Annotated in this window: 25 protein-coding genes; 10 read left to right on the top strand and 15 right to left on the bottom strand. The window is 70.0% G+C overall.

All coding sequences use genetic code 11. From position 1 onward, the window contains the following. Positions 1–18: 18 nt before the first annotated feature. From INQ48_22715 to INQ48_22680, 8 genes are all read right to left on the bottom strand, one after another. Positions 19–2,214 carry a gamma-glutamyltransferase gene (locus INQ48_22715; GenBank protein ID QRF56163.1) on the bottom strand — a complete coding sequence of 732 codons (2,196 nt, stop codon included), beginning with the start codon at positions 2,212–2,214 and terminating at the stop codon, positions 19–21. A gap of 109 nt (positions 2,215–2,323) precedes the next feature. Then, positions 2,324–2,932 (bottom strand): DUF1697 domain-containing protein, encoded by a 609-nt coding sequence (locus INQ48_22710; protein QRF56162.1) that lies wholly within the window; start codon positions 2,930–2,932, stop codon positions 2,324–2,326. 6 nt (positions 2,933–2,938) lie between these two features. Beyond that, positions 2,939–3,352 (bottom strand): lactoylglutathione lyase, encoded by a 414-nt coding sequence (gene gloA / locus INQ48_22705; protein ID QRF56161.1) that lies wholly within the window; start codon positions 3,350–3,352, stop codon positions 2,939–2,941. Between the two features lie 61 nt (positions 3,353–3,413). Continuing rightward, entirely contained in the window at positions 3,414–4,109 is a 696-nt protein-coding gene (locus INQ48_22700) for a glutathione S-transferase family protein (protein QRF56160.1), read from the bottom strand. A gap of 94 nt (positions 4,110–4,203) precedes the next feature. Next, a complete protein-coding gene (locus INQ48_22695) occupies positions 4,204–4,887 on the bottom strand; it encodes an ABC transporter ATP-binding protein (protein ID QRF56159.1) in 684 nt (227 codons plus the stop codon). Continuing rightward, entirely contained in the window at positions 4,884–6,593 is a 1,710-nt protein-coding gene (locus INQ48_22690; protein QRF56158.1) for an iron ABC transporter permease, read from the bottom strand. The genes INQ48_22695 and INQ48_22690 overlap by 4 nt, the downstream gene beginning before the upstream one ends. A 124-nt stretch (positions 6,594–6,717) precedes the next feature. After that, entirely contained in the window at positions 6,718–7,764 is a 1,047-nt protein-coding gene (locus INQ48_22685) for a Fe(3+) ABC transporter substrate-binding protein (GenBank protein QRF56157.1), read from the bottom strand. Positions 7,765–7,887: 123 nt separating this feature from the next. Beyond that, positions 7,888–8,787, bottom strand: coding sequence for a LysR family transcriptional regulator (locus INQ48_22680; GenBank protein ID QRF56156.1), 900 nt, complete (start codon positions 8,785–8,787; stop codon positions 7,888–7,890). Between the two features lie 81 nt (positions 8,788–8,868). Here INQ48_22680 and argC point away from each other — a divergent pair, with 81 nt between their 5' ends. Continuing rightward, on the top strand, positions 8,869–9,798 hold the full coding sequence (argC, locus tag INQ48_22675) for an N-acetyl-gamma-glutamyl-phosphate reductase (protein ID QRF56155.1): 930 nt from the start codon (positions 8,869–8,871) through the stop codon (positions 9,796–9,798). A 27-nt stretch (positions 9,799–9,825) separates the two neighbouring features. Here the strand turns inward: argC and INQ48_22670 are convergent, their stop codons facing one another. Beyond that, on the bottom strand, positions 9,826–10,374 hold the full coding sequence (locus INQ48_22670; protein QRF56154.1) for a PaaI family thioesterase: 549 nt from the start codon (positions 10,372–10,374) through the stop codon (positions 9,826–9,828). Between the two features lie 56 nt (positions 10,375–10,430). On the opposite strand from INQ48_22670, the gene INQ48_22665 reads away from it, so the two are divergent. From INQ48_22665 to INQ48_22650, 4 genes are all read left to right on the top strand, one after another. Then, entirely contained in the window at positions 10,431–10,886 is a 456-nt protein-coding gene (locus INQ48_22665) for a winged helix-turn-helix transcriptional regulator (protein ID QRF56153.1), read from the top strand. Between the two features lie 109 nt (positions 10,887–10,995). After that, positions 10,996–12,318, top strand: a complete 1,323-nt coding sequence (locus tag INQ48_22660; protein ID QRF56152.1) for an MFS transporter — start codon at positions 10,996–10,998, stop codon at positions 12,316–12,318. Positions 12,319–12,346: 28 nt separating this feature from the next. After that, entirely contained in the window at positions 12,347–13,762 is a 1,416-nt protein-coding gene (locus INQ48_22655; GenBank protein ID QRF56151.1) for an MATE family efflux transporter, read from the top strand. 34 nt (positions 13,763–13,796) lie between these two features. Further along, positions 13,797–14,504, top strand: coding sequence for an SDR family oxidoreductase (locus INQ48_22650; protein ID QRF56150.1), 708 nt, complete (start codon positions 13,797–13,799; stop codon positions 14,502–14,504). Positions 14,505–14,567: 63 nt separating this feature from the next. On the opposite strand, the gene INQ48_22645 is transcribed toward INQ48_22650, so the two are convergent. The 5 genes from INQ48_22645 to INQ48_22625 form a co-directional block, all read right to left on the bottom strand. Further along, positions 14,568–14,882, bottom strand: coding sequence for a hypothetical protein (locus tag INQ48_22645; protein ID QRF56149.1), 315 nt, complete (start codon positions 14,880–14,882; stop codon positions 14,568–14,570). A gap of 280 nt (positions 14,883–15,162) precedes the next feature. Then, a complete protein-coding gene (locus INQ48_22640) occupies positions 15,163–15,900 on the bottom strand; it encodes an aldolase (GenBank protein ID QRF56148.1) in 738 nt (245 codons plus the stop codon). A 35-nt stretch (positions 15,901–15,935) separates the two neighbouring features. Then, positions 15,936–16,577 carry a 2-dehydro-3-deoxy-6-phosphogalactonate aldolase gene (locus INQ48_22635; protein ID QRF56147.1) on the bottom strand — a complete coding sequence of 214 codons (642 nt, stop codon included), beginning with the start codon at positions 16,575–16,577 and terminating at the stop codon, positions 15,936–15,938. Continuing rightward, positions 16,574–17,485 (bottom strand): 2-dehydro-3-deoxygalactonokinase, encoded by a 912-nt coding sequence (locus INQ48_22630; GenBank protein ID QRF56146.1) that lies wholly within the window; start codon positions 17,483–17,485, stop codon positions 16,574–16,576. Before INQ48_22630 ends, INQ48_22635 begins: the two co-directional genes overlap by 4 nt. An 8-nt stretch (positions 17,486–17,493) precedes the next feature. Beyond that, positions 17,494–19,233: a dihydroxy-acid dehydratase gene (locus INQ48_22625; GenBank protein QRF56145.1), complete on the bottom strand. Its 1,740-nt coding sequence runs from the start codon at positions 19,231–19,233 to the stop codon at positions 17,494–17,496. 171 nt (positions 19,234–19,404) lie between these two features. On the opposite strand from INQ48_22625, the gene INQ48_22620 reads away from it, so the two are divergent. The 5 genes from INQ48_22620 (at position 19,405) to INQ48_22600 (ending at position 24,568) form a co-directional block, all read left to right on the top strand. After that, complete coding sequence (locus INQ48_22620) at positions 19,405–20,154, top strand: FadR family transcriptional regulator (GenBank protein ID QRF56144.1); 750 nt, start codon at positions 19,405–19,407, stop codon at positions 20,152–20,154. A gap of 92 nt (positions 20,155–20,246) precedes the next feature. Further along, positions 20,247–20,813 (top strand): TRAP transporter small permease, encoded by a 567-nt coding sequence (locus INQ48_22615; protein ID QRF56143.1) that lies wholly within the window; start codon positions 20,247–20,249, stop codon positions 20,811–20,813. After that, entirely contained in the window at positions 20,810–22,111 is a 1,302-nt protein-coding gene (locus tag INQ48_22610; GenBank protein ID QRF56142.1) for a TRAP transporter large permease subunit, read from the top strand. The genes INQ48_22615 and INQ48_22610 overlap by 4 nt, the downstream gene beginning before the upstream one ends. A 61-nt stretch (positions 22,112–22,172) precedes the next feature. Further along, entirely contained in the window at positions 22,173–23,180 is a 1,008-nt protein-coding gene (locus INQ48_22605; protein ID QRF56141.1) for a TRAP transporter substrate-binding protein, read from the top strand. 191 nt (positions 23,181–23,371) lie between these two features. Then, positions 23,372–24,568, top strand: coding sequence for a mandelate racemase/muconate lactonizing enzyme family protein (locus INQ48_22600; GenBank protein ID QRF56140.1), 1,197 nt, complete (start codon positions 23,372–23,374; stop codon positions 24,566–24,568). Between the two features lie 141 nt (positions 24,569–24,709). On the opposite strand, the gene INQ48_22595 is transcribed toward INQ48_22600, so the two are convergent. After that, on the bottom strand, positions 24,710–25,741 hold the full coding sequence (locus tag INQ48_22595; protein ID QRF56139.1) for an endonuclease/exonuclease/phosphatase family protein: 1,032 nt from the start codon (positions 25,739–25,741) through the stop codon (positions 24,710–24,712). Between the last annotated feature and the right edge of the window lie 8 nt (positions 25,742–25,749).

Genomic DNA, 25,749 nt, shown 5'->3' with positions numbered 1-25,749 from the left:
CGTGCGCGCCGCGCGGGCTCAGTAGCCGAAGGCCGCGCCCGAACGCCGGTTGTCGGCCGCGCCGCTGTAGACCGCGCGGCCGTTCGCGTCGCGCGTCACCGCGATGCCGCTGAGGCCGCTGAGCAGGCCCGTCACGCGCAGGGTGTCGGTGTCGTAGCCATAGCTCGCGCGCAGGCTGTCGGCCAGCGGCGCCAGCGCCGAGCCGGCCTCGAGTTCGGCCACGCCGTTCTGGCCCGTGAAGTTGGGCGCGTTGATCGCGGCCTGCAGGTCGAGGCCGTAGACCACGTGGCCCATGAAGCTCTTGACGATGTAGTCGGGGATCGGGCCGCCGCCCGCCGATCCCCAGACCAGCCGCAGCCGGCCCTCGGCATCGAAGGCGATCGCGGGTGCGATCGAGGTGCGCGGCCGCTTCGTGCCCTGGTAGCCGTTGACGTCCGAACCGGTGCTCGGCGGCGCGCTCGAGCCGGCGGAGAAGTTCGACATCACGTCGTTGAGCATGATGCCGGCCGCTTCCATGTGCGCCCCCCAGTGCGTGTTGATCGTGGTCGTCATCGACAGCGCGTTGCCGTAGCCATCGACCACCGCCACGTTGCTGGTGGTGTTCCAGTCCTCGTCGCGCGCCGTGGGGCGAGCCTGCGCCAGCCGCGTGGCCGGCGCGGCGGCGCGTCCCTTGTCGAGCGCGGCCATGGTGTCGTAGAGCGCCGGGTCAGCCGCCACGAAGCTGCCGATGTTGCCCGCGGGCGCGGTGTCGAAGGCCTTGTCGCCGATCTGCGCCGCGCGGCGGTCGAGCTCGGCCTCGCTCAGCAGCACCGAGGCGCGCGCGTTGACGTTCGACCAGGCGGGGTCGCCGATCACGGCGCGCCGGTCGACGTTGGCGAGCCGGCTCGCCTCCGCGGCGTAGTAGACGAAGCGCGGCGTGTCGAGCGCCTTCTCGTCCTGCAGCTTCTTGCGCTCGAGGATGCCGAGCGAATAGAGCGTGACGAAGCCGCCGAACGAGGGCGCGGGCTGGGTGTAGATCGTGGTGCCGAAGCGCGTGCCCACGAGCGGCTTGCGCTCCACCGCCTGGTAGGCCGCGAAGTCGGTCGGCTGCATCAGGCTCGGGATCGAGGCGATGGTGGTCGCCACCGCCGGCCTGGCGGGCGTGCCCGCGGTCGGCAGGACCGAGCGGCAGGGCAGGCTGGCGGCGGTGGTGCGCTGCACGATCGCCTGCACCGTGGGCCGGGCCGGATCGTAGAAGGCCGCGCTGCCGCCGTCGCGCACCAGCTTCATGGTCTGGGCGAGCTCGGGGTTCTTGATGAGCGTGCCGATCGGCAGCGGCTTCTGCATCGTGGCATCGGCCGGGTCGCAGTAGCGCTTCGCGATATCGGGGTATTTGCAGCGCGCCGCGCCGCGCACCGTGCCGGCCGAGTTGACCCAGGCCGGCACGCCGCTGCCGGCGTCCACCGTGTTGCCGTCGTCGTCGAACTCGGCGCTGTCGGCATAGAGCGTCGAGTACATGTACCTGGTCATCGGGAAGCCGTTCTCGGCCAGCGCGATCGCGTCGTCCCACAGGGCGTTCCAGGCCTTGCGGCCGTAGGCGCGGTGCACCAGGTCGAGCACCGCCACCGTGCCGGGAATGCCCACCGCGCGCGCCGAGATGTTGGTGTTGCCCTGCTGCGAGGAGATGCTCGCGCCGGCCGCGAGGCCGCTCTTGCAGACGTTGTAGGGCGCGACGCTCGACACGTCCTGCGCCACGGCCTGGTAGAGCGTGGTCGCGCCGCCGGTGGCCGCGGGCGCGGCCGAGAGGCCGTCGAAGGTGCGCACGGCTCGCGTGGCCGCGTCGTAGTAGGTGATCAGCGTGCCGCCGCCGAGGCCCGAGGCGAAGGGCTCGGCCGTGCCGAGCACCGCCTGCACCGCGATGGCCGCGTCGATCGCGCTGCCGCCGGTGGCCAGCACCTTGCAGCCGGCCTTCGAGGCCTCGTAGTGGGCCGAGGTCACCATCAGGCTGGTGCCGCTGATGCCGGCCGTCTGGCCGTGCGGCGTGCCGGCCTGCTGCACGCACAGCGCGGGATCGAAGCGCGCGCCGGGCGGGGCCGGCGGCGGCGCGGACGGCGGCGGCGGCGCGCTGCCGATGGGAAGCGCGGCGAAGCCGCCGCTGGAACCGCCGCCGCAGGCGGAAAGCGTCGCCGCGGTCACGGCGAGCAGGACTGTTGGAATGATTCTGGAGGGGTGCATCGTGGCGCTCGAATGAAAAAGGCCGACGCGTCGGTCGGCCTTTCAATCTATTGCAAATCCCGTGCCTTGCGCAGGGGCGATTGCCCCTATGCCGTGGCCCCTGGGCGGCTCAACCCGCGATCAGCTTCTCGACCGTGCGCAGGTTGCGCGTGGTGGTGCTCGACTTGTAGCGCGTCTTCGCGAGCAGCTTCGCCACCGGCGTGTCGGTGCTCTCGCCGCGCGGCAGCTCCCAATAGAGCACGCCGTCGCCGCGCTGCAGCCGGTCGGTGTACGTCTCGAGTTCTTCGGCCTTGGCCATCACCTCATCGAGCATCGCGGGGTCGGAGCCGAACACGATGTACGGATGGCGCTCCTCGTCGACGCGCTCGAAGGGATAGCCCGCGGCCATGCGCGCCACCGTGGCCTGCGCGAGCAACACGATCCAGGCCTCGTAGCCGAAGCGCTCGCGCAGCGCCTGCTCGATGCGCTGGCGCAGCGCGGCGGTATCGGTCTCGCCGGTGTCGAACAGCACGTTGCCGCTCGCGAGCACGGTGCGCACCGCGCCGAAGCCGAGCTCGACGAACAGCGCCTGCAGCTCGGCGCTGCGGATCGTGATGCCGTTGACGTTGACGCCGCGCAGCAGCGCCACGTGGCGCACGGCCTTGCTACCAGCCTTTGCGCCGGCCTTGGCACCGGCCTTCTTCGCGGCCGGTTGCTTCTTCGCGGCGCCGGTGGCCATCGCCGATCAGCGCAATCCGCCGCCGGCCGCCTGCTCGGCGCGCTGGATCAGTTCGATCTTGTAGCCGTCGGGATCCGTCACGAACGCGATCACCGTGGTGCCGCCCTTCACGGGGCCGGCCTCGCGCGTGACGTTGCCGCCCGCGGCCTTGATCTTCTCGCAGGCCGCGTAGGCATCGGGCACGCCGAGCGCGATGTGGCCGTAGGCGGTGCCGAGCTCGTAGCTTTCGGTGCCCCAGTTGTAGGTGAGCTCGATCTCGGCCTGGCCGGGATTGCCCTCGTCGTAGCCGACGAAGGCCAGGCTGTACTTGTACTCGGGGTTCTCGGAGGTGCGCAGCAGGTTCATGCCGAGCACCTTCGTGTAGAAGTCGATCGAGCGCTGCAGGTTGCCGACGCGCAGCATGGTGTGGAGGAGTCTCATCGCGTGGAGTCCGTGGGTGTTGTCGTGGGAGCCCGCTATTGTCGGTCTCCCGGCGCCCCGATCAAGCCGCTCGGACTTCCTCGGCGCGCGTGAGCAGCAGCGACTCGTGCTTGCGCAGGAAGTCCATCAGGTGCTCGGGGTACTCGGGCACCACCGCCGCGCGCACGCTGGGCCGCGCGGCCAGCGCCCGGCGCCAGGCATCGACGCGCGGCAGGGCATCGAAGAGCTTCGAGTCGACGAGGCGGTCGAACACCTCGAAGTAGCGGAACACCGGCGCGAACACCGCGTCGACCAGGCTGAAGCGCTCGCCCGCGAAGAAGGGGCCGTCGCCGAGCGCGGCTTCGACGCGCGCGAACTTGTCGGCCAGGGCCTGGCGCTTCTGCGCGAACACCTCGGCGTCCTTCGTGGTCTCGTAGCCCCAGAGGTCGGCCAGGATCGCCGAGCCGAACTCCATCCAGGCGCGGTGCTCGGCGCGCGCGAGCGGGTCCTCGGGATGCAGCCGCGCGCCGGGCTGGGTCTCCTCGAGGTATTCGCAGATCACGTTGCTCTCGAACAGCACGGTCTCGCCGCCGTCGGGCCGTTGCACGCGCAGCAGCGGCACCTTGCCCAGCGGCGAGATCGCGAGGAACCAGTCGGGCTTGGCCGAGAGATCGATCACGACGCGCTCGAAGGCGACGCCCTTTTCGTGCAGCGCGATCGCGGCGCGTTGCACGTAGGGGCACAGCAGATGGCTGACGAGGGTGAGGGGCTGGGACATGGACGGGCGCTCCGGATGAATCGGTGGGGCCGGATTCTTCCGGGGGCGAACAACCTTTTCCCGAAAAGCCCATTTGGCAAAAGCGCGTCTTGTGCTAGGCCGACGTGTCCATCCAGCGCGTTATGCGCCCCCCATGCATCACGCCGATGCGGTCGGCCATGGCCTGCGCCTCGGCCTCGTTGTGGGTCACGAGGATCGCGGTCTGGCCGGCCTGGCGCAGGATCGCGCGCACCTCCACCGTGAGCCGTTCGCGCGTGGCGCCGTCGAGGTTGGAGAAGGGCTCGTCGAGCAGCAACAGCGCGGGCGCCGGCGCGAGCGCGCGGGCCAGCGCGATGCGCTGCTGCTGGCCGCCCGAGAGCTCGTGCGGATAGCGCTCGCCGGCCTCGGCCAGCCCGACCAGCGCGAGCATCTCGGCCACGCGTGCCTGCTGTCGAGCGCGCGGCAGCCGGCGCAGCCCGAAGGCGATGTTGCGCGCCGCGTCGAGGTGCGGGAACAGCGCGTACTCCTGGAACATCATGCCCACGCGCCGCGCCTCGGGCGGCAGGTGCTGCTGCGTCGAGGACAGCGTGCGCTCGCCGAGCCGGATCTCGCCCGCGCGCAGCGGCTCGAAGCCCGCGATGGCGCGCAGCACCGTGGTCTTGCCGCAGCCCGAGGGGCCGAACAGGCAGGCGATCTCGCCGGCCGCGAGCGCGAGCGAGAAGCCGTCGACCACGACGTGCGGGCCGCGCGGCGTGTCGTAGGCGAGGCGGAGGGCGTCGATGTGCAGGTTGGCGCTCATGGCGTGGCGGAGGATACGGGCAGGGGATCGGCGGCGTGCGCGGCCGCGAGCTGGCTGCGCGCCAGCAGCATCACGGGCAGCAGCCCGGCCGCCACGATCAGCAGCGCCGCGATCGCGCCTTCCTCGTAGGTGCCGCGCGCGGCCTCGGCATAGAGCCAGGTCGCGAGGGTGTCGAAGTTGGCGGGCCGCAGCAGCAGGGTGGCGGGCAGCTCCTTCATCGCGTCGACGAAGACCAGCAGCGCGCCGGCGGCGATCGAGGGCTGCAGCAGCGGCAGGTGCACGCGCCGCAGTGCGCCGAGGGCGCTCTCGCCGAGCAGGCGCGCGGCCTGCTCGATGGCCGGCGGGATGCGCGCCAGGCCGGCCTCGATGCTGCCGACCGGCATCGCGAGGAAGCGGATGGTGCAGGCCACCACCAGCACCACGCCCGCGCCCATCAGCGGCAGGCCCTGCCAGCCGAACGCGGTGGCGAGCGCGGCATCGAAGGCCAGCGCCGGCGTGAGCAGGCCGATGGCCAGCACCGTGCCCGGCACCGCATAGCCCAGCGTGGCCACGCGCGCGGGCCAGCGGCCACGCCGCGCGGCGTGGCCCTGGCCGCCCGGGTTGCGCGCGGCCCAGGCCACCAGCAGCCCGGCCGCCACCGCGGCCACCGTGACGCCGGCCGCCAGCGCGATGGTGTTGGCCAGGCTCGCGAGCAGCCCGTGCGAGATGCCGCCGCCCTGGCGCAGCCGCTTGGCGCTCTCCCAGACCAGGTAGAGCGCCGGCGCGACGAAGCCGATCAGCACCGGCAGCGAGGCCGCCGTCGTCGCGGCCCAGGCCATGGCGCCGCGCAGCGGCCGCGGCTGCAGCGCGCGCATGCGCTGCGCCGAGCCGTAGCGCTGGTGGCGCCGGCCGTTGCGTTCGAGCCAGACCAGCGCGATCACCATGGCGAGCATGGCGCAGGCGATCTGCGCCGCGCCCGCGAGGTCGGAGCGCGTGATCCAGGTGGTGTAGACGGCCACGGTGAGCGTCTGCACGCCGAGGAATTCGGACGCGCCGATGTCGTTGAGCGTCTCGAGCAGCGCCAGGCTCAGGCCCACGGCCAGCGCCGGGCGCGCCAGCGGCAGCGCCACGCGGAAGAAGGCGCCGCGCCGGTTCTCGCCGAGCATGCGCGCGGCCTCCATCAGGTGCGCGGGCTGGCTCATGAACATCGCGCGCGCCGTCATGTAGACGTAGGGATAGAGCACGAAGCCGAGCACGAAGACCGCGCCGCCCATCGAGCGCAGGTCGGGCAGGCGGAACTGGCGCGGGCTGTCGTAGCCCAGCAGCCAGCGGATCGCGCCCTGCACCGGGCCGATGGGATGCAGCAGGTCGAGGTAGGCGAAGGCGACGATGTAGGTCGGCATGGCCAGCGGCAGCAGCAACGCCCAGTGCAGCACGCGTCGGCCCGGGAAGTCGCAGGCCGTGACCAGCCAGGCGCAGCCGGTGCCCACGATCAGCACCAGCAGGCCGACGCCGCCCAGCAGCATGGCCGTGTTGAGCGTGGCCTGCGGCAGCACGTGCGCGAACAGCGATTGCCAGTGCTCAAAGCCCTGGGCGCCAGGCCCGAGCGCGAGCCACAGCAGGGCGAGCACCGGCGCGAGCACGCCGGCCGCCACGAGCAACGCGGCCCCGCGCCACAGCGGGCCCACCGCCTGCAGCGTGCGGGGGCCGCGCAAGGCCCTCAGCATGATCTGCGATCGGAGAGAACCGGTCGATCCACGAGAACCGTTCGGGCTGAGCTTGTCGAAGCCTTGCGCGGCGCTTCGACAGGCTCAGCGTGAACGGTTTCTACTGCTCGAGCGCTCCCCGATCTCACTGGTCGAAGCCGACCTTGTCGACCAGCGCGCTGGCCTGCTTGCGGTACTTCGCGATCTCGGTCAGCGGCAGCGGATCGACCTTCAGCTCGCCGATGGTCTGGCCGATGATCGGGTCGAGCGCGACGCCCTTGCGCACCGGGTATTCGTAGTTGGCGTCGGCATAGAGGGACTGGGCCGGTTCGGACACCAGGAACTCGAGCAGCTTGACCGCGTTGGCGCGCTGCGGCGCGTTCTTCGCCACCGCCGCGCCGCTGATGTTGACGTGCGTGCCGCCGGTCTTGGCGAAGGTCGGGCGCACCACCTTGATGGCATCGCCCCACTTGCGCGCGTCGGTGCCTTCCTTGGCGCTCTTCATCTGGCCCACGTAATAGGAGTTCGCCAGACCCACGTCGCAGATGCCGCCGAGGATGTCGCGCGCCACGTCGCGGTCGCCGCCGGTGGCCTTGCGCGCCAGGTTGGCCTTCACGCCGCGCAGCCACTGCTCGGTCTTGGCTTCGCCGTCGTGCGCGATCAGCGAGGCCACCAGCGCGGTGTTGTAGGGATGCTGGCCCGCGCGGATGCAGACCTTGCCCTTCCACTTGGGATGGGCGAGGTCCTCGTAGCGGAAGTTCGTGAGCGGTTGCGCCTTGTCGGCGTAGAGCACGCGCGCGCGCATCGAGAGCGCGAACCACTGGCCATCGGCGCCGCGCAGGTTGGCCGGAATCGCCGACTCGAGCGCGGCCGACTTCACGGACTGCGTGACGCCGCCGTCGACCAGGTCGACCAGGTTGCCGATGTCCACCGTCATCAGCACGTCGGCCGGCGAGCGCGCGCCCTCGGCCTTCACGCGTTCGAGCAGGCCGTCCTTCACGAACACCGTGTTGACCTTGATGTTGCTCTGCGCGCTGAAGGCCGCGATCAACGGCTGGATCAGCGCCGGCTCGCGCGTGGTGTAGAGCGTGAGTTCTTCCGCCGCATGAGCGGGCAGGGCGGCGAGGGCGAGCCAGGCGCCGGTGGCGCCGATCAGGGCGTGTGCTGCGCGCGCGCCGATGCGTTGGGTCATGACGGGATCCTCCAGGGCGGTGATGTGTTCTAGGGCGATGCGGCGGCCGGCCCGCGGCGCCGATGCGAACGATTATCAACAGGGAGGTGGAGCGCGCGTCGTTTGGACTTACAAGCCGCAGGCTTACTCGCCCGCGCCGCCGCGACCCTTCGACGCCTGCAATGCATCGAGCACGAAACGCGTCGGCCCGCCGACGTCGCGGTCGCCGACCGCGAGGCCCAACTGCCGCCACAGCGCCGGGCTCAGCGGCCGGATCGCGAGGCGCGGATCGGGCGCGCGCCCATCCGCTTCCTCGGGCAGCAAGGCCGCGCCGTAGCCCGCGGCCACCAGTGTGCGGATCGCGTCGTTGTAGTTGAGCTCGATGCGCGGCCGGCAGTGCACGCCGGCCGCCGAGAACCATTCGGCCGTCTGCCGGTAGAGCCGCGTGGAGGCATCGTTCATGATCAGCGGCCGCTCGGCCAGCCATTGCGGCGTGAGGCGCTTCGGCGCCTTCCAGCTCGCCGGCAGGAAGCCGAGCACGGCCTCGCGCCGCAGCGGCGTGACGTGCACGCCGCGCACCGGCGGCTGCGGCAGCGCCACCACCGCGAGATCGAGGCTGCCCGCGGCGAGCCGCGCCATGCTGTCGTTGGAGGTCAGCACCTGCACGTTGACCTCGATGCCCGGATGGTCGCGCGCCAGCCGTTCGAGCGCGGGCGGCAGCAGGTGCGCGATCGCGCCCGTCGAGGCGCCCACGCGCACGCGGCCGGTCTGCCCGGCGAGCTGGCGTCGCACGTCCTCCACCGCATCGTCGGCATCGGCCAGCAGGCGGCGGGCGCGTGCGATGAAGCGCTCGCCCAGGGCCGTCGGCTGCGCGGGCCCGCGCCCGCGGACCAGCAACTGGCCGCCGAGGCGCGACTCCAGTTCCGCGATCTGCACGGTGACGGTGGGTGCAGCCAGGTGCAGCGCGCGCGCCGCATTGGCCAGCGACCCCAGATCGGCGATGGCGACCAGGGTGCGCAGATGGTCGAGGCTCAGTTCCCGCATCGGGCTAATTTATCTTTTCTTAATCTGGAGTTCCATATATTTAGCTGGAGCCATCTCGGCCTCGTCCCTACGATCGCGCTCATGGACCTCAACCTCTTCATCGACGGCGATCAGGGCACCACCGGGCTCGATCTGCAGAACCGGCTGCGCGGCGGCGAATTCCGCATCCGCACCCTGCCCACCCACCTGCGCAAGGACCCGGCCGCGCGCCGCGCCGCGCTCAACGAGGCCGACATCGCGATCCTGTGCCTGCCCGATGCCGCGGCACGCGATGCGGTGGCGATGATCGAGAACCCCTCGGTGCGCGTCATCGACGCGAGCTCGGCGCATCGCACCAGCCCCGGCTGGGTCTACGGCCTGCCGGAGCTGGCCGCGGGGCAGTGCGAACGCATCGCCTCGGCATCGCGGGTCACGAATCCCGGCTGCTATCCCACCGCCGCGATCGCCCTGCTGCGGCCGCTGACGGATGCGGGGCTGCTGCCCGCCGACTATCCGCTGGTCATCCATGCCGTCTCGGGCTATTCGGGCCAGGGCAGGGCGGGCGCGGAAGCCCACGAGGCCGGGGCTGGCGCGCATTCATTGACGGTCTATGGGTTGGGGCTCGAGCACAAGCACGTGCCGGAGATCGAGGCCTACGCCGGCCTGTCGCAGCGGCCGCTCTTCGTGCCGGCCTACGGCAGCTACCGGCAGGGAATCGTGCTGACGATCGGGCTGCATGCGCGGCTGCTTCCCGCCGGCGTATCGGGTGCGCGCATCCATGAATGCCTGGCCGAGCGCTATCTGGATGCGGCGCATGTGCGGGTGCTGCCGCTGTCTGCCGGTGCGGCTTCGACCGAGCTGGATCCGCAGGTCCACAACGGGACGAACGACATGAGCCTGGCGGTGGCGTTCAACGAACGCACGGGGCAGGTCGTGTTGAGCGCGGTGCTCGACAACCTGGGCAAGGGGGCGGCGGGGGCGGCGGTGCAGAACCTGCGGTTGATGGCGAGGGCGCTGGCGCCCGCGCTGTAGAGCAGGTGACCGGCCCGACCCTGAAGCTCAGCGCCCCGCCGGAATCTCGAACACGAAGCAGGTCGTCGTGGCATGCGCATACAGCGTGCCATCGGCGCCCACCAGCCGCGCTTCCGCCGTCGCGAGCTGCCGCCCGCAGTGGATCACCTTGCCCTCGGCGCGCACGCGCTGGACCTTGGGCGTGAGGCCCTTCACGTAGTTCACGCCGAGCTCGGCCGTGGTGTAGCTGCGACCGGGCGGCATCATGGTGTGGACCGAGCAGCCGAGTGCGGAGTCGAGCAGGGTGGCGACCCAGCCGCCGTGGATGGTGCCCAGCGGGTTCAGGTGCTGCGGCAGCGGGGTGCCCTGGAAGATGGCGACGCCGGGGCTGATCGAGATGACGGTGAAGTCGAGCGTCTTGGCGATGGCGGCATAGGGGATGTCGCCGCGCAGCATGGCCTGCATGATCTCGAGGCCGGTCTTGCCGCTCACCTGCTCGGGACGCGCCACGCCGGGGCCCGGGCCGGCTTCGAGCTTCGCGATGATGTCCCGCTCCTCGGCAAGCCAGGTCTCGAGCAGGTTCTGGGATTCGGTCATGCGGTCATTCCTCCAATTGGTTGCATATGCAATAGTTGCAGCTACAATAATAGCCCATGGACGCCCCCACCAAGCCACGCGGCTGCACCAGTTTCAAGGTGCGCCAGCTCTCGCGCCGACTCTCGCAGCACTACGACGCGGAGGTGTCGCGCAGCGGACTCAAGACCACGCAGTACTCGCTGCTGTCGCACCTGGCGCGGCTCGGTCCCTCGCGCCCGGTCGACCTGGCGGGCGAACTCAAGATGACGCCCTCGACGCTGAGCCGCAACCTGCAGCCGCTGATCGCCGCGGGCTGGATCGCGCAGGGCGCCGGCGCCGATGCGCGCAGCCGCCTGGTGCAGCTCACCGACAGCGGCGAAGCCAAGCGCCGCGAGGCGCTGGCCCACTGGAAGACGGCGCAGCAGAAGCTCAATGCGCTGCTGGGTGTGGAGCGCGTGCTCGCGCTGCACCTCTTGATCGACGAATCGCTCGAGCTGCTCGGCGCGGACGACCAGGCCTGCGAGCTGGACTGACGCCCACCCGCACCGGCCTCTCCTTCTTCGCACACCCCACGCCCGCAGGCCCCGCGGTCCAGGCCCCTCTTTTCTCCGATTCCTCCATTCCCATTCCTCCAGAGGTCCCATGTTCGCCACCCAAGTCTCCGCATGGCTGCAGCGCCGCGGCATCCACTACGGCTGGATCGTCGCCGCCATCACCTTCCTGACCATGCTGACGATGTCGGCCGCGCTGGGCCTGCCCGGCGCGATGCTGCAGCCGCTCGGCAAGGAGTTCGGCTGGAGCACCGAGCAGATCTCGTCCTCGCTCGCGCTGCGCTTCGCGCTGTTCGGCCTGATGGGCCCGTTCGCCGCGGTGCTGATGGAACGCTGGGGCCTGCGCGCGGTGATCTGCACCGGCCTCGCGCTGGTCGGCCTGGGCATGGCGTTGGTGACGATGGCCTCGCAGCTGTGGCAGCTGTTCGTGCTGTGGAGCCTGATGCTGGGCCTGGGCACCGGCATGACGGCGCTGGTGCTCGGCGCGGTGGTGGCCAACCGCTGGTTCGTGGCGCGTCGCGGGCTGGTGGTGGGCATGCTCACCGCGAGCTCGGCCACCGGCCAGCTCGCCTTCCTGCCGGTCGCGGCCTGGATGATCGAGCACTGGGGCTGGCGCTCGGCCATCGTGCCGATCGTGATCGGCAGCCTGCTGATCGGCGTGCTGGCGCTGTGCCTGATGCGCAACCGGCCGTCCGACCTCGGCCTGCGTCCCTTCGGCGAAGCCCCCGATGCACCGCAGGCGCCGGCCGCGCCCGCCGCGGCGATCACCTTCGCCACGCCGTTCCGCGTGCTCAAGGAGGTCGCGACCAACCGCACCTTCCTGATCCTGGCCGCCACCTTCTTCATCTGCGGCCTGAGCACCAACGGCCTGGTGCAGACCCACTTCATCTCGCTGTGCGGCGACAACGGCATGGGCGCGGTGCCCGCGGCCTCGGTGCTCGCGATGATGGGCGCCTTCGACTTCGTGGGCACCATCCTGTCGGGCTGGCTGTCCGACCGCTACGACAACCGCAAGCTGCTCTTCTGGTACTACGGCCTGCGCGGGCTCTCGCTCTTCTGGCTGCCGCATTCGGAATTCACCATCTACGGCCTTGGGCTGTTCGCGATGTTCTACGGCCTCGACTGGATCGCGACCGTGCCGCCCACGGTCAAGCTCGCGGGCGCCACCTTCGGCCCGGCCAAGGTCGGCATGGTGTTCGGCTGGGTGTTCGCCGCGCATCAGCTCGGCGCCGCCACCGCGGCCTATGGCGCGGGTTTCGCGCGCACGCTGCTGCTGACCTACACCCCGGCGCTCTACGTCGCCGGCGCGGCCTGCCTGCTGGCGGCGCTGATGGTGATGGCGATCCGCCGTCCGTCGGCGCCCAAGAACAATGCCGCGCCCGCCACGGGCGGCACCGCCCCGGCCCGCGCCTGATCGTCCCCCCGCCACGGAGTACCCGGCCATGACCGCTTCCGCCGCCGATCTCGATCCGCGCACCCGCCGCCTGCTCGAGGCGCCCATCGTTCCCACGCTGCTGCGGCTGGCCGCGCCCAACGTCCTCGTGATGGTGGCGCAGGCCTCGGTCGGCCTGATCGAGACCTACTTCGTCGGCAAGCTTGGCACCGACGCGCTGGCCGGCATGGCGCTGGTGTTCCCGATCGTGATGCTGATGCAGATGACCTCGAGCGGCGCCATGGGCGGCGGCATCTCCTCGGCCATCGCGCGCGCGCTCGGCGCGCGCCGCCGCGCCGATGCCGACTCGCTGGTGTGGCATGCGATCGTCATCGCGCTGGGCTTCGGCGTGCTGTTCTCGCTCGCGCTGCTGTTCGGCGGCCGCTGGCTCTACGGGATCATGGGCGGCAGCGGCCCGGCGCTCGAGGCGGCCCTGACCTATTCCAACTGGGTGTTCTCGGGCGCGGTGCTGGTGTGGCTGTTCAACTCGCTGTCGGCCATCCTGCGCGGCACCGGCAACATGGCGGTGCCGGCCAACGTCACGGTGGTGGGCGTGGTGTTCCTGATCCCCGCCTCGCCGCTGCTGATCTTCGGCTGGGGCCCGCTGCCGGGCATGGGCATCGCGGGCGGCGCGATGGCGCTGCTGCTGTATTACCTGCTGGGCTCGATCGCGCTGATCGTCTACCTGCGCTCGCAGCGCAGCCTGCTCAAGCCCGCGCTGGCGGCGCTCAAGCTGCGCTGGCCCTTCTTCCGCGACATCCTGCGCGTGGGCCTCGTGGGCACGGTGTCGACCGTGGCCACCAACCTCTCGATCGGCATCGCCACCGCGCTCACCGGCCACTTCGGTCCCGAAGCCCTGGCCGGCTACGGCACGGCCTCGCGGCTCGAGTACCTGCTGGTGCCGCTGGTGTTCGGCCTGGGTGCGCCGCTGGTCGCGATGGTCGGCACCTGCATGGGCGCGGGCCAGCGCGAGCGCGCGCTGCGCGCCACCTGGATCGGCGCCGCGCTGGCCTTCACGCTCGCCGAGACCATCGGCCTGCTGGCCGCGCTGTTCCCGCGGCCGTGGCTGATGCTGTTCGGCCACGACACCGCGATGCTCGACACCGGCATCCACTACCTGCGCGTGGTGGGTCCGCTCTACGGTTTCTTTGGCGTCGGCCTGGTGCTGTACTTCGCTTCGCAGGGCGCGGGCCGCTTGCTATGGCCGGTGATCGGCAACCTCGCGCGGCTGGCCGTGGCGGGCATCGGCGGCTGGCTGGCGCTGCGCTGGGGCGCGGGGCTCACCGGCGTGTTCGCGGCCCAGGGCATCGCGCTCGTGGTCTACGGCCTGGTCATCGGCTCGGCGATCGCGGGTGGCGCCTGGTTCGGCCGCGTCGGTTGGCCGCGCACCACCAGCGGCTTGCTGCGGCGCATGGCGCAGGCCTGAAGCATTTCTTTTCTCCACTGTCCAAAGGTCTGCCATGAACATCAAGGATTCGGTCGTCTTCATCACCGGCGCCAACCGCGGCCTGGGGCTCGCCTTCGCCAAGGCCGCGCTCGCGGCTGGCGCGCGCAAGGTCTACGGCGCCGCGCGCGACCCGAAGACCATCACCCTGCCCGGCGTGGTGCCGGTGGCGCTCGACGTGACCCAGCCGGCGCAGATCGAGGCCGCGGTGCGCGCCTGCGGCGACGTGTCGGTGCTGGTCAACAACGCCGGCATCTCGCGCGGCTCGAACCTGCTCGGGCCCGACGCGGTGGCGGCCGCGCGCGCCGAGCTCGAAACCAACTTCTTCGGTCCCTGGGCGCTGTCGCGCGCCTTCGCGCCGGTGCTGGCGGCCAACGGCGGCGGCGCCATCGTCAACGTGCTGTCGGCGCTGGCCTGGACCACCTTCCCGAGCGTGGCGACCTACAGCGCCACCAAGTCGGCCGCCTGGTCGCTGAGCAACGGCCTGCGCAACGAACTCGCGGGCCAGGGCACGCAGGTGGTCAGCGTGCACGTGGGCTACATGGACACCGACATGGCCGCGCACGTCGATGCGCCGAAGACCTCGCCCGACGAGGTGGCGCGGCTGGCCTACGAGGGCGTGGAGAAGGGCCTGCCCGAGGTGCTGGCCGATGCGATCTCGCGCGGGCTCAAGCAGGGCTTCTCGAGCGACACGCCGCCCTACGCGCAGGTGCCCGCGGCCTGAATGCGGCGGCCATGAAAAAGCCGGGCACGAGGCCCGGCTTTTTCGTTGCTGGTGACGACCGCGTCAGTAGCGGTACGGATTGTTGGGACGGCGGTCGTAGCGGTTCGGCACGCCGTCGCGGTCGTTGTCGTGGCGCCCGTAGCGGCGGCCTTCATAGCGGTCATGGCGGTAGTAGCGATCGCCGCGGTGATAGCCCGGGTGGTAGTGGGGCGGCGGCGGGGGCGCGTAGTAGCGGCGGTCGTAATGGCGATGCGGCGGTGCCGGGGTCACGTAGACCTGGGCCTGGATGAAGGGGCCGCTCTGCGCCTGGGCCGGAGCGCTGATCGCCGCCAGCGAGAGAAGGGCTGCGGCGCCGAATGCGTAGGTGAGCTTTTTCATGGCAACTCCAGGGGAGTGGTTGTTGATGGGTGTCATCCTCCCGCGTTCTTGTCAACGCTTTGTAAGGCGCGGGCGAAATCCGATGAAGCGCTGTAACGCCGGGGCGTAGGACTTCGCTCACGGCGACCGGGCGGATTCTGCCCGCGCGAATGCCGCGTCCAGCGCCAGACGTAACGCGCCGCGGCCACCGCCGCAAGGCAATTGAAAGCACGGGAAACGCCTCGACACAAAGAGGCCGCCGCTGTCGCCGCATGGCGACAGGAAAAGCGCGCGAAAAGGCTCAGCCGCGCGGTGCCGGCAGCATGCGCCGCAGTGCTTCGAAGAACAGGTCGGACTGCTCGCGCTCGCCCTGGATCTGCGCGGCCACGCGCGCGGCCAGCTCGCGGTTGACCGGTGCCAGCGGACGGCCCGTCGACTGCGCGATCACCTGGTGCAGGCAGGCGCGCTCGAGGTAGTAGAGGTCATCGTAGGCATGGGCGATGGTCGCGCCCGCCACGATCACGCCGTGGTTCGCGAGGAAGGCCACGTCCTTGCCGGCCATCGCGCGCGCGATGCGCTCGCCTTCGGCATCGTCGAGCGCCAGGCCGTTGTATTCGCGGTCGACGGCGATGCGGTCGATGTAGCGCATCGCGTTCTGGCTCGCGGTCGGATCGAGCGCGCGGTCGACCGTGATGGTGAGCGCGGTGGCATAGGGCATGTGGCAGTGCAGCACCACCGCATGGCCCGCGATGCGGTGCACCGCGCCGTGGATGAACAGGGCGGTGGGCTCCACGCGGTGGCGGCCCGCGAGCACCTCGCCGTGCACGTCGATCAGCACGATGTCGTCGGCGCCGATCTCGCTCCAGTGCAGGCCGCGCGGGTTGATCAGGTAGCGGTCCTGCCGGCCCGGCAGCATCACGCTGAAGTGGTTGCACACGCCTTCCGACAGCCCGTGGTGGGCGGCGGCGCGCAGCGCGAGCGCGAGGTCTTCGCGCAGCTGGCGCACGTCGGGGCTGGCGTAGTCGGCATCGGCGGACATCGTGATCCTCTGGTGTTCTGCGTGGGGAAGTCGAATCAGGCGCGCGTCGTGCCCGTGTAGGCCGCGACGAAGCGCTGCGCATCGTCGCGCACGGCCTGCGCGTTCTTGCCGGGCTTGAACAGCGCCGAGCCGATGCCGAAGCCGGCGGCACCGGCCTCGCGCCATTCGGTCATGTTCGAGGGCGTGATGCCACCCACGGGCATCAGCGGCGTGCCGCGCGGCAGCACGGCCAGCAGCGCCTTCACCACCGCGGGCGAGGCCAGCTCGGCCGGGAACAGCTTGAGCCCGGTGGCGCCCGCGGCGAGCGCGCCGAAGGCCTCGGTCGGGGTCATCACGCCGGGCAGGCACACCAGGCCCAGGCGGGCGGCCTCGCGCACCACCGCGGCATCGAAGTTCGGCGACACGATCAGCTCGCCGCCGGCGGCCTGCACCTCGCGCACCTGCTGCGCATCGAGCACCGTGCCGGCGCCGACCAGCGCCCGCGGGAAGCGCGCGCGCAGCCGCGCGATGCTGTCGAGCGGCCGCGGCGAATTGAGCGGCACCTCGAGCAGTAGGAAGCCGGGCTCGACGATGGCGTCGCCGACGGCATCGGCTTCATGCGGCTCGAGCCCGCGCAGGATGGCCACCAGCGGCAAGGTGCGCAGGGCGGCGTCGAATTTGTCGAAGGGCGTGGTCATGGGGAGGAAGCGGAGGAATCGAGGAAGCCGGACAGCGCATGCAGCCCGGCCCAGGTGGCTTCGGCGCCCAGCGAGCGCGTGGCCGTGCCGCTGGCGCGCAGCGCGAGCGCATAGCGCTGAGTGAGGGCGGACGAGCCGATCAGCACCACCTCGCCCGCGGCCTGCAGCGACTGGGTGCGCAGCTCCTCGCCGATCAGCAGGCCCGAGAGATAGCTCGCGAGCTCGGCGCGCGGCATGCGCTCGAACAGCGCCAGCGTGCGCGCGCCGAAGGCGTTGTGCAGCAGGCCCTGGCCGTTGTCGGCGCGGGTCACGCCCTCGACGAAGGCGGCCTCGTCGAGCGGCGCCGACGCGTCGAGCGTGCGCGAAAGAATCGAGTGCTGGCTCAGCAGCGCATAGAACTCGCCGGTCATGAAGGTGCGGAAACCGGTCACGCGGCCCTTCTTCACCGTGGCCCACTTGTTGTGCGTGCCCGGCAGCACGAACAGACCCTCGTCGCGGCCCAGCAGCGACAGCGCGCCGAAGATCTGCACCTCCTCGCCGCGCATCACGTCGGGCACGCCGTCGTGCTCGTCACTCAGGCCCGGCACCATCGCGATGCGCTGGCCCGGAATGGCATCGATGGCGATGATGCTGCGGCCGACCTCGACGCGGCCCGCGGGGCAGGCGCAGTAGGGTGCCTCGACCCAGCCCTGCTTGCTGCCGGCCATGCCCGAGATCAGGCAGCGCGCGCCGCGCTCGCGCATCCAGTCGCCGAACAGCTGCTCGAACACCGCGGGGAAGCCGCCCGCCGGCACCGCGAGGATGCCGCGCGCGTCGCTGCGCTCCTCGCGCACCGTGCCGTCGGCCGCGATCAGCGCGCCGCGCAGCGAGCTCGTGCCCCAGTCGACCGCGACCAAGGGACCCGTCATCGCCGCCATCAGTGGTTGTCGCGCGGCACGAAGGCGCCGCGGCGGCCGCGCAGGAACGAGAGGTCGGCGCCTTCGTCGGCCTGCAGCACGGTGTCGACGTAGAGCTTCCAGTAGCCCGAATCGAGGGGTGCCTTCGGCGCGACCCAGGCGGCGCGCCGGCGCGCCAGTTCCTCGTCGCTCACGTGCAGGTGCAGCTTGCGGTTCGGCACGTCGAGCTCGACGATGTCGCCGTCCTGCACCAGCGCCAGCGGACCGCCGGCCGCGGCCTCGGGCGCGGTGTGCAGCACCACGGTGCCGTAGGCGGTGCCGCTCATGCGCGCGTCGCTGATGCGGACCATGTCGGTGATGCCCTTGCGCAGCACCTTGGGCGGCAGCGGCATGTTGCCGGCCTCGGCCATGCCGGGATAGCCCTTGGGGCCGCAGTTCTTGAGCACCATCACGCAGTGCTCGTCGATGTCGAGGTTCTCGTCGTCGATGCGGCGGTGCAGGTCGTCGGCGCTCTCGAACACCACCGCGCGGCCCTTGTGCACCAGCAGCTCGGGCGTGGCCGCGCTGGGCTTGATGATCGCGCCGTTGGGCGCGAGGTTGCCGCGCAGCACGCAGATGCCGGCCTTGTCCTTGAACGGCTCGGCCTGGGTGCGGATCACCTGCGGGTTGTAGTTCTCGGCGTGCTTCACGTTCTCCCACACGCTCTGTCCGGTGACGGTGAGGATGTCCTTGTGCAGGTGGTCGGCGATCTCCTTGATCACCACCGGCAGGCCGCCGGCATAGCAGAAGTCCTCCATCAGGAACTGGCCCGAGGGCTGCAGGTTCAGGATGCAGGGCAGCTCGGAGGCCAGGCGGTCGAAGTCGTCGAGCGTGAGCTCGACGCCGATGCGCCCGGCGATCGCCAGCAGGTGGATCACGAAATTGGTCGAGCCGCCGATCGCGGCGTTGACCTTGATCGCGTTCTCGATCGCCTGGCGCGTGAGGATCTTCGACATGTTCAGGTCCTCGTGGACCATGCCGACGATGCGCCGGCCCGCTTCGCGCGCGAGCACGTTGCGGCGGCCGTCGACGGCCGGGAAGGCCGCGTTGCCCGGCAGGCCGATGCCCAGCGACTCGACCATGCTGGCCATGGTGCTCGCGGTGCCCATCGTCATGCAGTGGCCGTGGCTGCGGTGCATGCAGCTCTCGGCCTCGAAGAAGTCCTGCAGCTTGAGCGTGCCGGCGCGCACCTGCTCGCTCATCTGCCACACGCCGGTGCCCGAGCCCAGCTCCTGGCCGCGCCACTTGCCCGACAGCATCGGGCCGCCCGACACGCCGATGGTCGGCAGGTCGACGCTGGCCGCGCCCATCATCAGCGCGGGCGTGGTCTTGTCGCAGCCCATGAGCAGCACCACGCCGTCGAGCGGATTGCCGCGGATGCTTTCCTCCACGTCCATGCTCGCGAGGTTGCGATAGAGCATGGCGGTGGGGCGCAGCAGGGTCTCGCCGAGCGACATCACCGGGAACTCGAGTGGAAAGCCGCCGGCTTCGTAGACGCCGATCTTCACCTGCTCCGCGAGCGTGCGGAAGTGCGAGTTGCAGGGCGTGAGTTCGCTGAAGGTGTTGCAGATGCCGATGACCGGGCGGCCGTCGAACTGGTCGTGCGGCACGCCCTTGCCCTTCATCCAGCTTCGGTAGATGAAGCCGTCGCGGTCGTGTCGTCCGAACCACTGCTGGCTGCGCAGCTCTTCGGGATTCTTCTTCTTGGGAGGGGTGCTCATCGAGGATGTCTCCGGTTGCGGGAAGGCGCCGCGGGGTCAGGGTTTGTCCTGCCGAACCGCATTTTCAATCATCATATGATAAGCGCGCTGTCCTGGCGGGGCGCTCAGGGTTTCCGAGCGAGCGGGGCGCGCCGGGCGGCCTTGGCCGCGTCGCACAACCAACGGCTTCGCATGATCAAGAACGTCCACGGCAACACGGTCGATCGGCTCGGCAGCGACATCGTCGCGGGCCGCTACGCGCCCGGCGCCGCGATCCCGCCCGAGCCGATCCTGTGCGAGGAGCTCGGCGTGAGCCGCACCGTGGTGCGCGAATCCATCAAGTCGCTGATCGCCAAGGGCCTGGTCACCACCGGCCCCAAGGTGGGCACGCGCGTGCAGCCGCCCGACCAGTGGAACTGGTTCGATGCCGACGTCATCGTGTGGCAGACGCAGGCCGGCCTGTCGATCGAGTTCCTGCGCGATTTGCAGGACCTGCGCCGCGTGGTCGAGCCGGCCGCGGTGGCGCTGGCCGCCTCGCGCGCCACGCCCGAGGACATCGCCGACATGGAGGAGGCCTACGCCGGCATGAAGCAGGCCATCGAGTTCGGCGGCGACTACATCACGCCCGACCTGCGCTTCCACCAGGGGCTGATCCGCTCCAGCCACAACCGCATGCTGGTGCAGATGAGCCGCGCGCTGGGCGCGCTGCTGCGCACCAGCTTCGAGATATCGACCACGCGCAAGAACGGTCCCGCGAGCTCGCTGCCGCTGCACCGCGCGGTGCTCGACGCGGTGATCGCGCGCAACCCGGCACGCGCCGAGAAGGCGGTGCTGGTGCTGATCGACGGCGCGCGCCAGGACATCGAGACCGTGCTGGCCTCGCGCCGCAAGATCCCGCGCATCAGCCGGCCCGCGACCCAGCTCAAGGCCTTCGCGCTCTAGCAGGCGAAGGCGACGAGGCGGCAGGAGGCCGCGCGCAGCCGCGCAACGACGGAACAAGCGAACAACAACACAAGGGCAACAGGAGACATCGAATGAAGAGGTTGATCGACGGATTCTTCCGGGTGCTGGAATTCCTCGTGGTCGCATGCATGGTGGCGATGGTCGTCATGGTGTTCGGCAACGTGGTGCTGCGCTATGGCTTCAATTCGGGCATCACGGTGTCCGACGAGATGTCGCGCTACTGCTTCATCTGGCTCACCTACATCGGCGCCATGGTCGCGATGCGCGACGGCGCGCACCTCGGCGTCGACACGCTGATCCGCCGCCTGCCGCGGCTGGGCAAGACCATCTGCTTCGTGCTCAACCAGCTGCTCATGCTGTTCTGCAACGTGCTGTTCTTCATGGGCACCTTCGAGATGCACGAGCTGCAGCGCACCAACGTCTCGCCGGTGGTCGGCATCTCGATGATCTGGGTCTACGGCATCGGCTACGTGGTGTCGGTGGTGATGGGCATCATCAACCTCAACAAGCTGTGGCGCCTGGCCACCGGCCGCGTCTCCGACGAGGAGCTGGTGCAGGTGATGGAGTCGGAGGACGTGGCGCACGAGCCCGTCGCCGCCCCCGCTAACGCTTCGGGCACCGCGGGAGGTGCGCGATGACGGTCACGGTCTTCATCGTCTCGCTGCTCGCCGCCATGGCGATCGGCATGCCGATTGCCTACGCGCTGCTGGTCTGCGGCGTCTCGCTCATGGGCTGGCTGGCCTACACCGGCGGCCTGCCGGCCTTCGACAGCCAGATCATCGCGCAGCGCTTCGTCGACGGCGCCGACAACTTCCCGCTGCTGGCCGTGCCCTTCTTCCTGCTGGCCGGCGAGTTCATGACGGCCGGCGGACTGAGCCGGCGCATCGTCGACATGGCGATGGCCTGGGTCGGCCATTTCCGCGGCGGCCTGGGCTACGTGGCGGTGGTGGCCGCGATCATCATGGCCTCGATCTCGGGCTCGGCCGTGGCCGACACGGCGGCGCTCGCTGCGCTGCTGATCCCGATGATGAACCGCGCGGGCTACGACACCAACCGCTCGACCGGCCTGATCGCCGCGGGCGGCATCATCGCGCCGGTGATCCCGCCGTCGATCGGCTTCATCGTGTTCGGCGTGGCGGGCAACGTCTCGATCACCAAGCTCTTTCTCGCCGGCATCGTGCCGGGCATCCTGATGGGCGTGGCGATCGGCATCGCCTGGTGGATCGTGGCGCGCCGCGACAAGGTGCAGGCCGCGCCGCGCGTGCCCTTCGGCGAGCGGCTGGCGATCACCGCGCGCGGCAGCCTCGCGCTCGCGCTGCCGGTGGTGATCATCGGCGGCATGAAGTTCGGCATCTTCACGCCGACCGAGGCAGCCGTGGTGGCGGCCGTGTACTCGTTCGTGGTCGGCATGTTCGTCTACCGCGAGCTCAAGCCCTCGATGCTCTACCGCCTCACGCTCGCGGCCGGCAAGACCACCGCGGTCGTGATGTTCCTGGTGGCCGCCGCCATGGTCAGCGCCTGGCTGATCACGGTGGCCGACATCCCGGGCGAGGTCACGCGGATGCTCGAGCCCTTCATGGGCAACAAGACGCTGCTGATGCTGATGATGATGGTGCTGATCGTGATCGTGGGCACCGCGCTCGACTTCACGCCCACGGTGCTGATCCTCACGCCGGTGCTGATGCCGGTGGTGCTCAAGGCCGGCATCGACCCGGTGTACTTCGGCGTGCTGTTCATCATGAACAACGCCATCGGCTTGATCACGCCGCCGGTGGGCACCGTGCTCAACGTGGTGTGCGGCGTGGCGCGCATCACCATGGACGATGCCTTCAAGGGCGTGATGCCCTTCCTGATCGCGCAGCTCATCGTGCTGTTCGCGCTGGTGTTCTTCCCGCAGATCGTCACCGTGCCGCTGTCGTGGTGGCTGGCGCGCTGAGGGCGTTTCGCAGAGTTTCCCGTCCGTTCGTTCATCACCCAAGAAGTAGGAGACACAGACCATGATCCAGCGCAGAACCCTCATGGCGGCAGCGACCGCCGCGGCCCTGATGGCGGCCACGCCGGCCTTCGCCCAGTTCGCCGAACGCACCATCAAGTTCACCAACGGCGTGAACGAGGACCATCCGGTGGGCCTGGGCGTGAAGAAGATGCAGGAGGTGCTGGCCGCCAAGACCGGCGGCAAGATGAAGATCGTCGCCTTCTGGGGCGGCGCGGCCGGCGGCGACCTGCCGGCCACGCAGGCGCTGCGCGCGGGCACGCAGGAGATGGTGTGCACCTCGTCCTCGCCGCTGGTGGGCATCGTGAAGGAACTCGGCGTGTTCGACCTGCCGTTCCTGTTCAACAACGAGAAGGAGGCCGACGCGGTGCTCGACGGCCCGGCCGGCGAGTACTTCAACAAGAAGCTCGAGGCCGCGGGGCTGGTGAACCTGGCCTACTGGGAGAACGGCTTTCGCAACCTCACCAACAGCAAGCGGCCGGTGGCCAAGGTCGAGGACCTCGAGGGCATCAAGGTGCGCGTGATGCAGAACAACATCTTCCTCGACTCGTTCAAGACGCTGGGCACCAACGCCGTGCCGATGGCCTTCGGCGAGATCTTCACCGCGCTCGAGACGCGCACCATCGATGGCCAGGAGAACCCCTTCGTGACCATCGAGACCTCGAAGTTCAGCGAGGTGCAGAAGTACCTGAGCGTGACGCGCCATGCGTACACGCCGTTCCTGGTGCTCTACAGCAAGAAGCTCTGGGACCAGCTCAAGCCCGAGGAGCAGGCGGTGCTGCGCGAGGCCGCGATCGAGGGCCAGAAGGTGGAGCGCGCCGCCAACCGCGCGCTCAACGAGAAGTCGCTCGCGAGCCTCAAGAAGACGATGACGGTCAACGAGGTCTCGCCGGCCGAGCAGAAGCGCATGCTCGACAAGGTGAAGCCGGTGTACGACAAGAACGTGCCGGCGATCGGCCCCGAGGCCGTCAACGTGGTGATGGACGCGCTGAAGAAGGCGCGCGGCGGTTGAGCTGAAACACGGGCAGCCGGACGCAGAGGACGCGAAGATTTCGCAAAGGGCGCGAAAGAGAAACTCAAAATTTTTCTTGTCTCCCTTTTGCGAGCTTCGCGAATCCTTCGCGTCCTCTGCGTTCGGAAGTTCGTTCCCGCTTTCGAACCCATTCGCCATTTCGTGCCCTCTGGGGGCCATGGATGACTGACATGAAGATCACGCAGCTCGAAACCATCCGCCTCGGCGAATTCCCCAACATCCTCTGGGTGCGCCTGCACACCGACGAAGGCCTGGTCGGCCTCGGCGAGACCTTCATGGGCGCCGAGGCGGTCGAGGCCTACCTGCACGAGTGGGGCGCCCACAAGCTGCTGGGCACCGACCCGCTGGCGATCGAGGCGCGCAACCGCGACCTCACGGGCTACCTGGGCTGGCGCGGGTCGGGCGTGGAGACGCGCGGCAACTCGGCCGTGGACATCGCGCTGTGGGACCTGTTCGGCAAGGCCGCCAACATGCCGGTGCACACGGCGCTCGGCGGCAAGAGCCGCGACGCAATCCGCATCTACAACACCTGCGCGGGCTACCAGTACATCCGCAGCGCCGCCAACCAGACCAGTTCCAACTGGGGCATCGGCAACGCGGCCGGGCCCTACGAGGACCTGCAGGGCTTCCTGCACCATGCCGACGAGCTGGCCGAGTCGCTGCTGTCGGAGGGCATCACGGCGATGAAGATCTGGCCCTTCGATCCGGCGGCCGAGCGCAGCCACGGCCAGTACATCAGCAACGCCGACCTCGACGCGGCGCTCGAGCCCTTCCGCAAGATCCGCGGCGCGGTCGGCAAGCGCATGGACATCATGGTCGAATTCCACAGCCTCTGGCGGCTGCCGATGGCGCAGAAGATCGCGCGCGCGCTGCAGGAGTTCGACACCTTCTGGCACGAGGACGCGATCCGCATGGACAGCCTCGACCTGCTCAAGCAGTACGCCGTCGACTGCAAGGCGCTGGTCTGCGCCAGCGAGACGCTGAGCTACAAGTGGGGCTTCAAGGACTACCTGCAGACCGGCGTGGCCGGCGTCGCGATGCTCGACCTGAGCTGGTGCGGCGGCCTCACCGAGGCGCGCAAGATCGCGGCCATGGCCGATGCCTGGCAGCTGCCGGTGGCGCCGCACGACTGCACCGGCCCGGTGGTGTGGGCCGCGTCGACCCACCTGAGCCTGCATGCGCCCAATGCGCTGATCCAGGAGAGCGTGCGCGCCTTCTTCACGGGCTGGTACCAGGGCCTGGTGACCGAGCTGCCGAAGGTCGAGAACGGCATGATCAGCCTCAACGACAAGCCGGGGCTGGGGCTCGAGCTGCTGCCCGACCTGCACAAGCGCGCGGATGCGATGGTGCGGATCTCGAAGGTCTGAAAGCGGGGGCGGACAGCCGAACGCAGAGGGCGCGAAGGTTTCGCGAAAGACGCAAAAAAGAAAATCAAAAATTCTTTGGCTGTTCTTTTGCGTTCTTCGCGAAATCTTCGCGTCCTCTGCGTCCGGACCCCGATCCCGTATTCAGTCCGTCCGCAACCGCAGCAGCGCCCGCACGAACCCGTGGTCCGAGCGCGAGCGGTCGCGCCCTTCGTGCAGGTGGTCGTTGAAGTAGTCCACGCGCCGCACGTCGCCCAGGCTGTGGCGGCTGCCCGCGATGAACTCCTCGCTCACCAGGATCTGGTCGAGCACCTCCGGGTAGCCCTGGTGCACGTGCGAATAGGCCACGTCCTTCTTGAGCGCGGCCTCGCCCTGCATCTCGTAGGCATTGAACAGCGCCACGTCGCGCGCCGCCTTGTCGTAGGCCACCTCGGAAGTCGCGGCCACGAGCTGGGTGGTCACGCTGTGCGGGTTGTCGTTGAAGTCGCCCATCACCACCAGCGGCACGTTGGTGCCCTGCAGCAGGTCGATCACGATGCAGCGCAGGGCCGCGGCCTCGGCGCCGCGCATCAGCAGCGAGCGCAGCGAGGCCATTGCGCCCACCTTGCGGTCGTCGCGGTCCTCGAGGTGGTTGCCCTGCGCGTCCTGCAGGAACTTGGGCCGCTTCGACTTCAGGTGCACCGTCAGCACGTGCACCGCCTGGCCGTGCTTCATGCGCAGCGTGGCCAGCAGCGGCGGCCGCTCGAAGCGGGTGTGCGGCCCGAGGCCCGGCACCTCGACGCCGAAGCCCGGCCGGAAATCGACGAAGGACTGGATGCGGTCGACCTTGAGCCGCGTGGCGATGCCCACGCGCGGCGTGCCCTGCGCGCCGGGGCGCGGCGGCAGGCCGGGCTGCGCGGGTGAGTTCTCGGCGCCTGGCACGGCCACGAAGTCGTAGCGCAGGCCGCTGCGGTGGATCGCGGCCTTCAGCGCCGCCTCGTCCCAGACCTCCTGCACCGCGAGCACGTCGGCATTGAGCGCATGGAAGCGCTCGCCGAGCCAGTCGATCTTGCGTTCGTACTCGCGCTCGTTGTAGGCGTCCTGGTTCTCGTAGTACACGCGGTGCGGGTTCGCGAGATTGAGCAGGTTGCAGGTGGCCACGAAAAGGGTGGCGAAGTTCGGCGGGATGTACTGCATGGAGACGA

The sequence above is a fragment of the Variovorax paradoxus genome, from assembly GCA_016806145.1.
Lineage (GTDB): Bacteria > Pseudomonadota > Gammaproteobacteria > Burkholderiales > Burkholderiaceae_C > Variovorax.
This window is presented reverse-complemented; position numbering and strand designations above follow the sequence as displayed.

Coding starts and splice junctions, on each gene's coding strand:
- INQ48_22635 (QRF56147.1), bottom strand. CDS start 16,577: ATGACCACGCCCTTCGACAAATTCGACGCCGCCCTGCGCACCTTGCCG.
- INQ48_22640 (QRF56148.1), bottom strand. CDS start 15,900: ATGTCCGCCGATGCCGACTACGCCAGCCCCGACGTGCGCCAGCTGCGC.
- INQ48_22680 (QRF56156.1), bottom strand. CDS start 8,787: ATGCGGGAACTGAGCCTCGACCATCTGCGCACCCTGGTCGCCATCGCC.
- INQ48_22695 (QRF56159.1), bottom strand. CDS start 4,887: ATGAGCGCCAACCTGCACATCGACGCCCTCCGCCTCGCCTACGACACG.
- INQ48_22610 (QRF56142.1), top strand. CDS start 20,810: ATGACGGTCACGGTCTTCATCGTCTCGCTGCTCGCCGCCATGGCGATC.
- INQ48_22620 (QRF56144.1), top strand. CDS start 19,405: ATGATCAAGAACGTCCACGGCAACACGGTCGATCGGCTCGGCAGCGAC.
- INQ48_22600 (QRF56140.1), top strand. CDS start 23,372: ATGAAGATCACGCAGCTCGAAACCATCCGCCTCGGCGAATTCCCCAAC.
- INQ48_22670 (QRF56154.1), bottom strand. CDS start 10,374: ATGACCGAATCCCAGAACCTGCTCGAGACCTGGCTTGCCGAGGAGCGG.
- gloA (QRF56161.1), bottom strand. CDS start 3,352: ATGAGACTCCTCCACACCATGCTGCGCGTCGGCAACCTGCAGCGCTCG.
- INQ48_22715 (QRF56163.1), bottom strand. CDS start 2,214: ATGCACCCCTCCAGAATCATTCCAACAGTCCTGCTCGCCGTGACCGCG.
- INQ48_22660 (QRF56152.1), top strand. CDS start 10,996: ATGTTCGCCACCCAAGTCTCCGCATGGCTGCAGCGCCGCGGCATCCAC.
- INQ48_22625 (QRF56145.1), bottom strand. CDS start 19,233: ATGAGCACCCCTCCCAAGAAGAAGAATCCCGAAGAGCTGCGCAGCCAG.
- INQ48_22615 (QRF56143.1), top strand. CDS start 20,247: ATGAAGAGGTTGATCGACGGATTCTTCCGGGTGCTGGAATTCCTCGTG.
- INQ48_22710 (QRF56162.1), bottom strand. CDS start 2,932: ATGGCCACCGGCGCCGCGAAGAAGCAACCGGCCGCGAAGAAGGCCGGT.
- argC (QRF56155.1), top strand. CDS start 8,869: ATGGACCTCAACCTCTTCATCGACGGCGATCAGGGCACCACCGGGCTC.
- INQ48_22595 (QRF56139.1), bottom strand. CDS start 25,741: ATGCAGTACATCCCGCCGAACTTCGCCACCCTTTTCGTGGCCACCTGC.
- INQ48_22700 (QRF56160.1), bottom strand. CDS start 4,109: ATGTCCCAGCCCCTCACCCTCGTCAGCCATCTGCTGTGCCCCTACGTG.
- INQ48_22645 (QRF56149.1), bottom strand. CDS start 14,882: ATGAAAAAGCTCACCTACGCATTCGGCGCCGCAGCCCTTCTCTCGCTG.
- INQ48_22685 (QRF56157.1), bottom strand. CDS start 7,764: ATGACCCAACGCATCGGCGCGCGCGCAGCACACGCCCTGATCGGCGCC.
- INQ48_22655 (QRF56151.1), top strand. CDS start 12,347: ATGACCGCTTCCGCCGCCGATCTCGATCCGCGCACCCGCCGCCTGCTC.
- INQ48_22665 (QRF56153.1), top strand. CDS start 10,431: ATGGACGCCCCCACCAAGCCACGCGGCTGCACCAGTTTCAAGGTGCGC.
- INQ48_22690 (QRF56158.1), bottom strand. CDS start 6,593: ATGCTGAGGGCCTTGCGCGGCCCCCGCACGCTGCAGGCGGTGGGCCCG.
- INQ48_22630 (QRF56146.1), bottom strand. CDS start 17,485: ATGACGGGTCCCTTGGTCGCGGTCGACTGGGGCACGAGCTCGCTGCGC.
- INQ48_22605 (QRF56141.1), top strand. CDS start 22,173: ATGATCCAGCGCAGAACCCTCATGGCGGCAGCGACCGCCGCGGCCCTG.
- INQ48_22650 (QRF56150.1), top strand. CDS start 13,797: ATGAACATCAAGGATTCGGTCGTCTTCATCACCGGCGCCAACCGCGGC.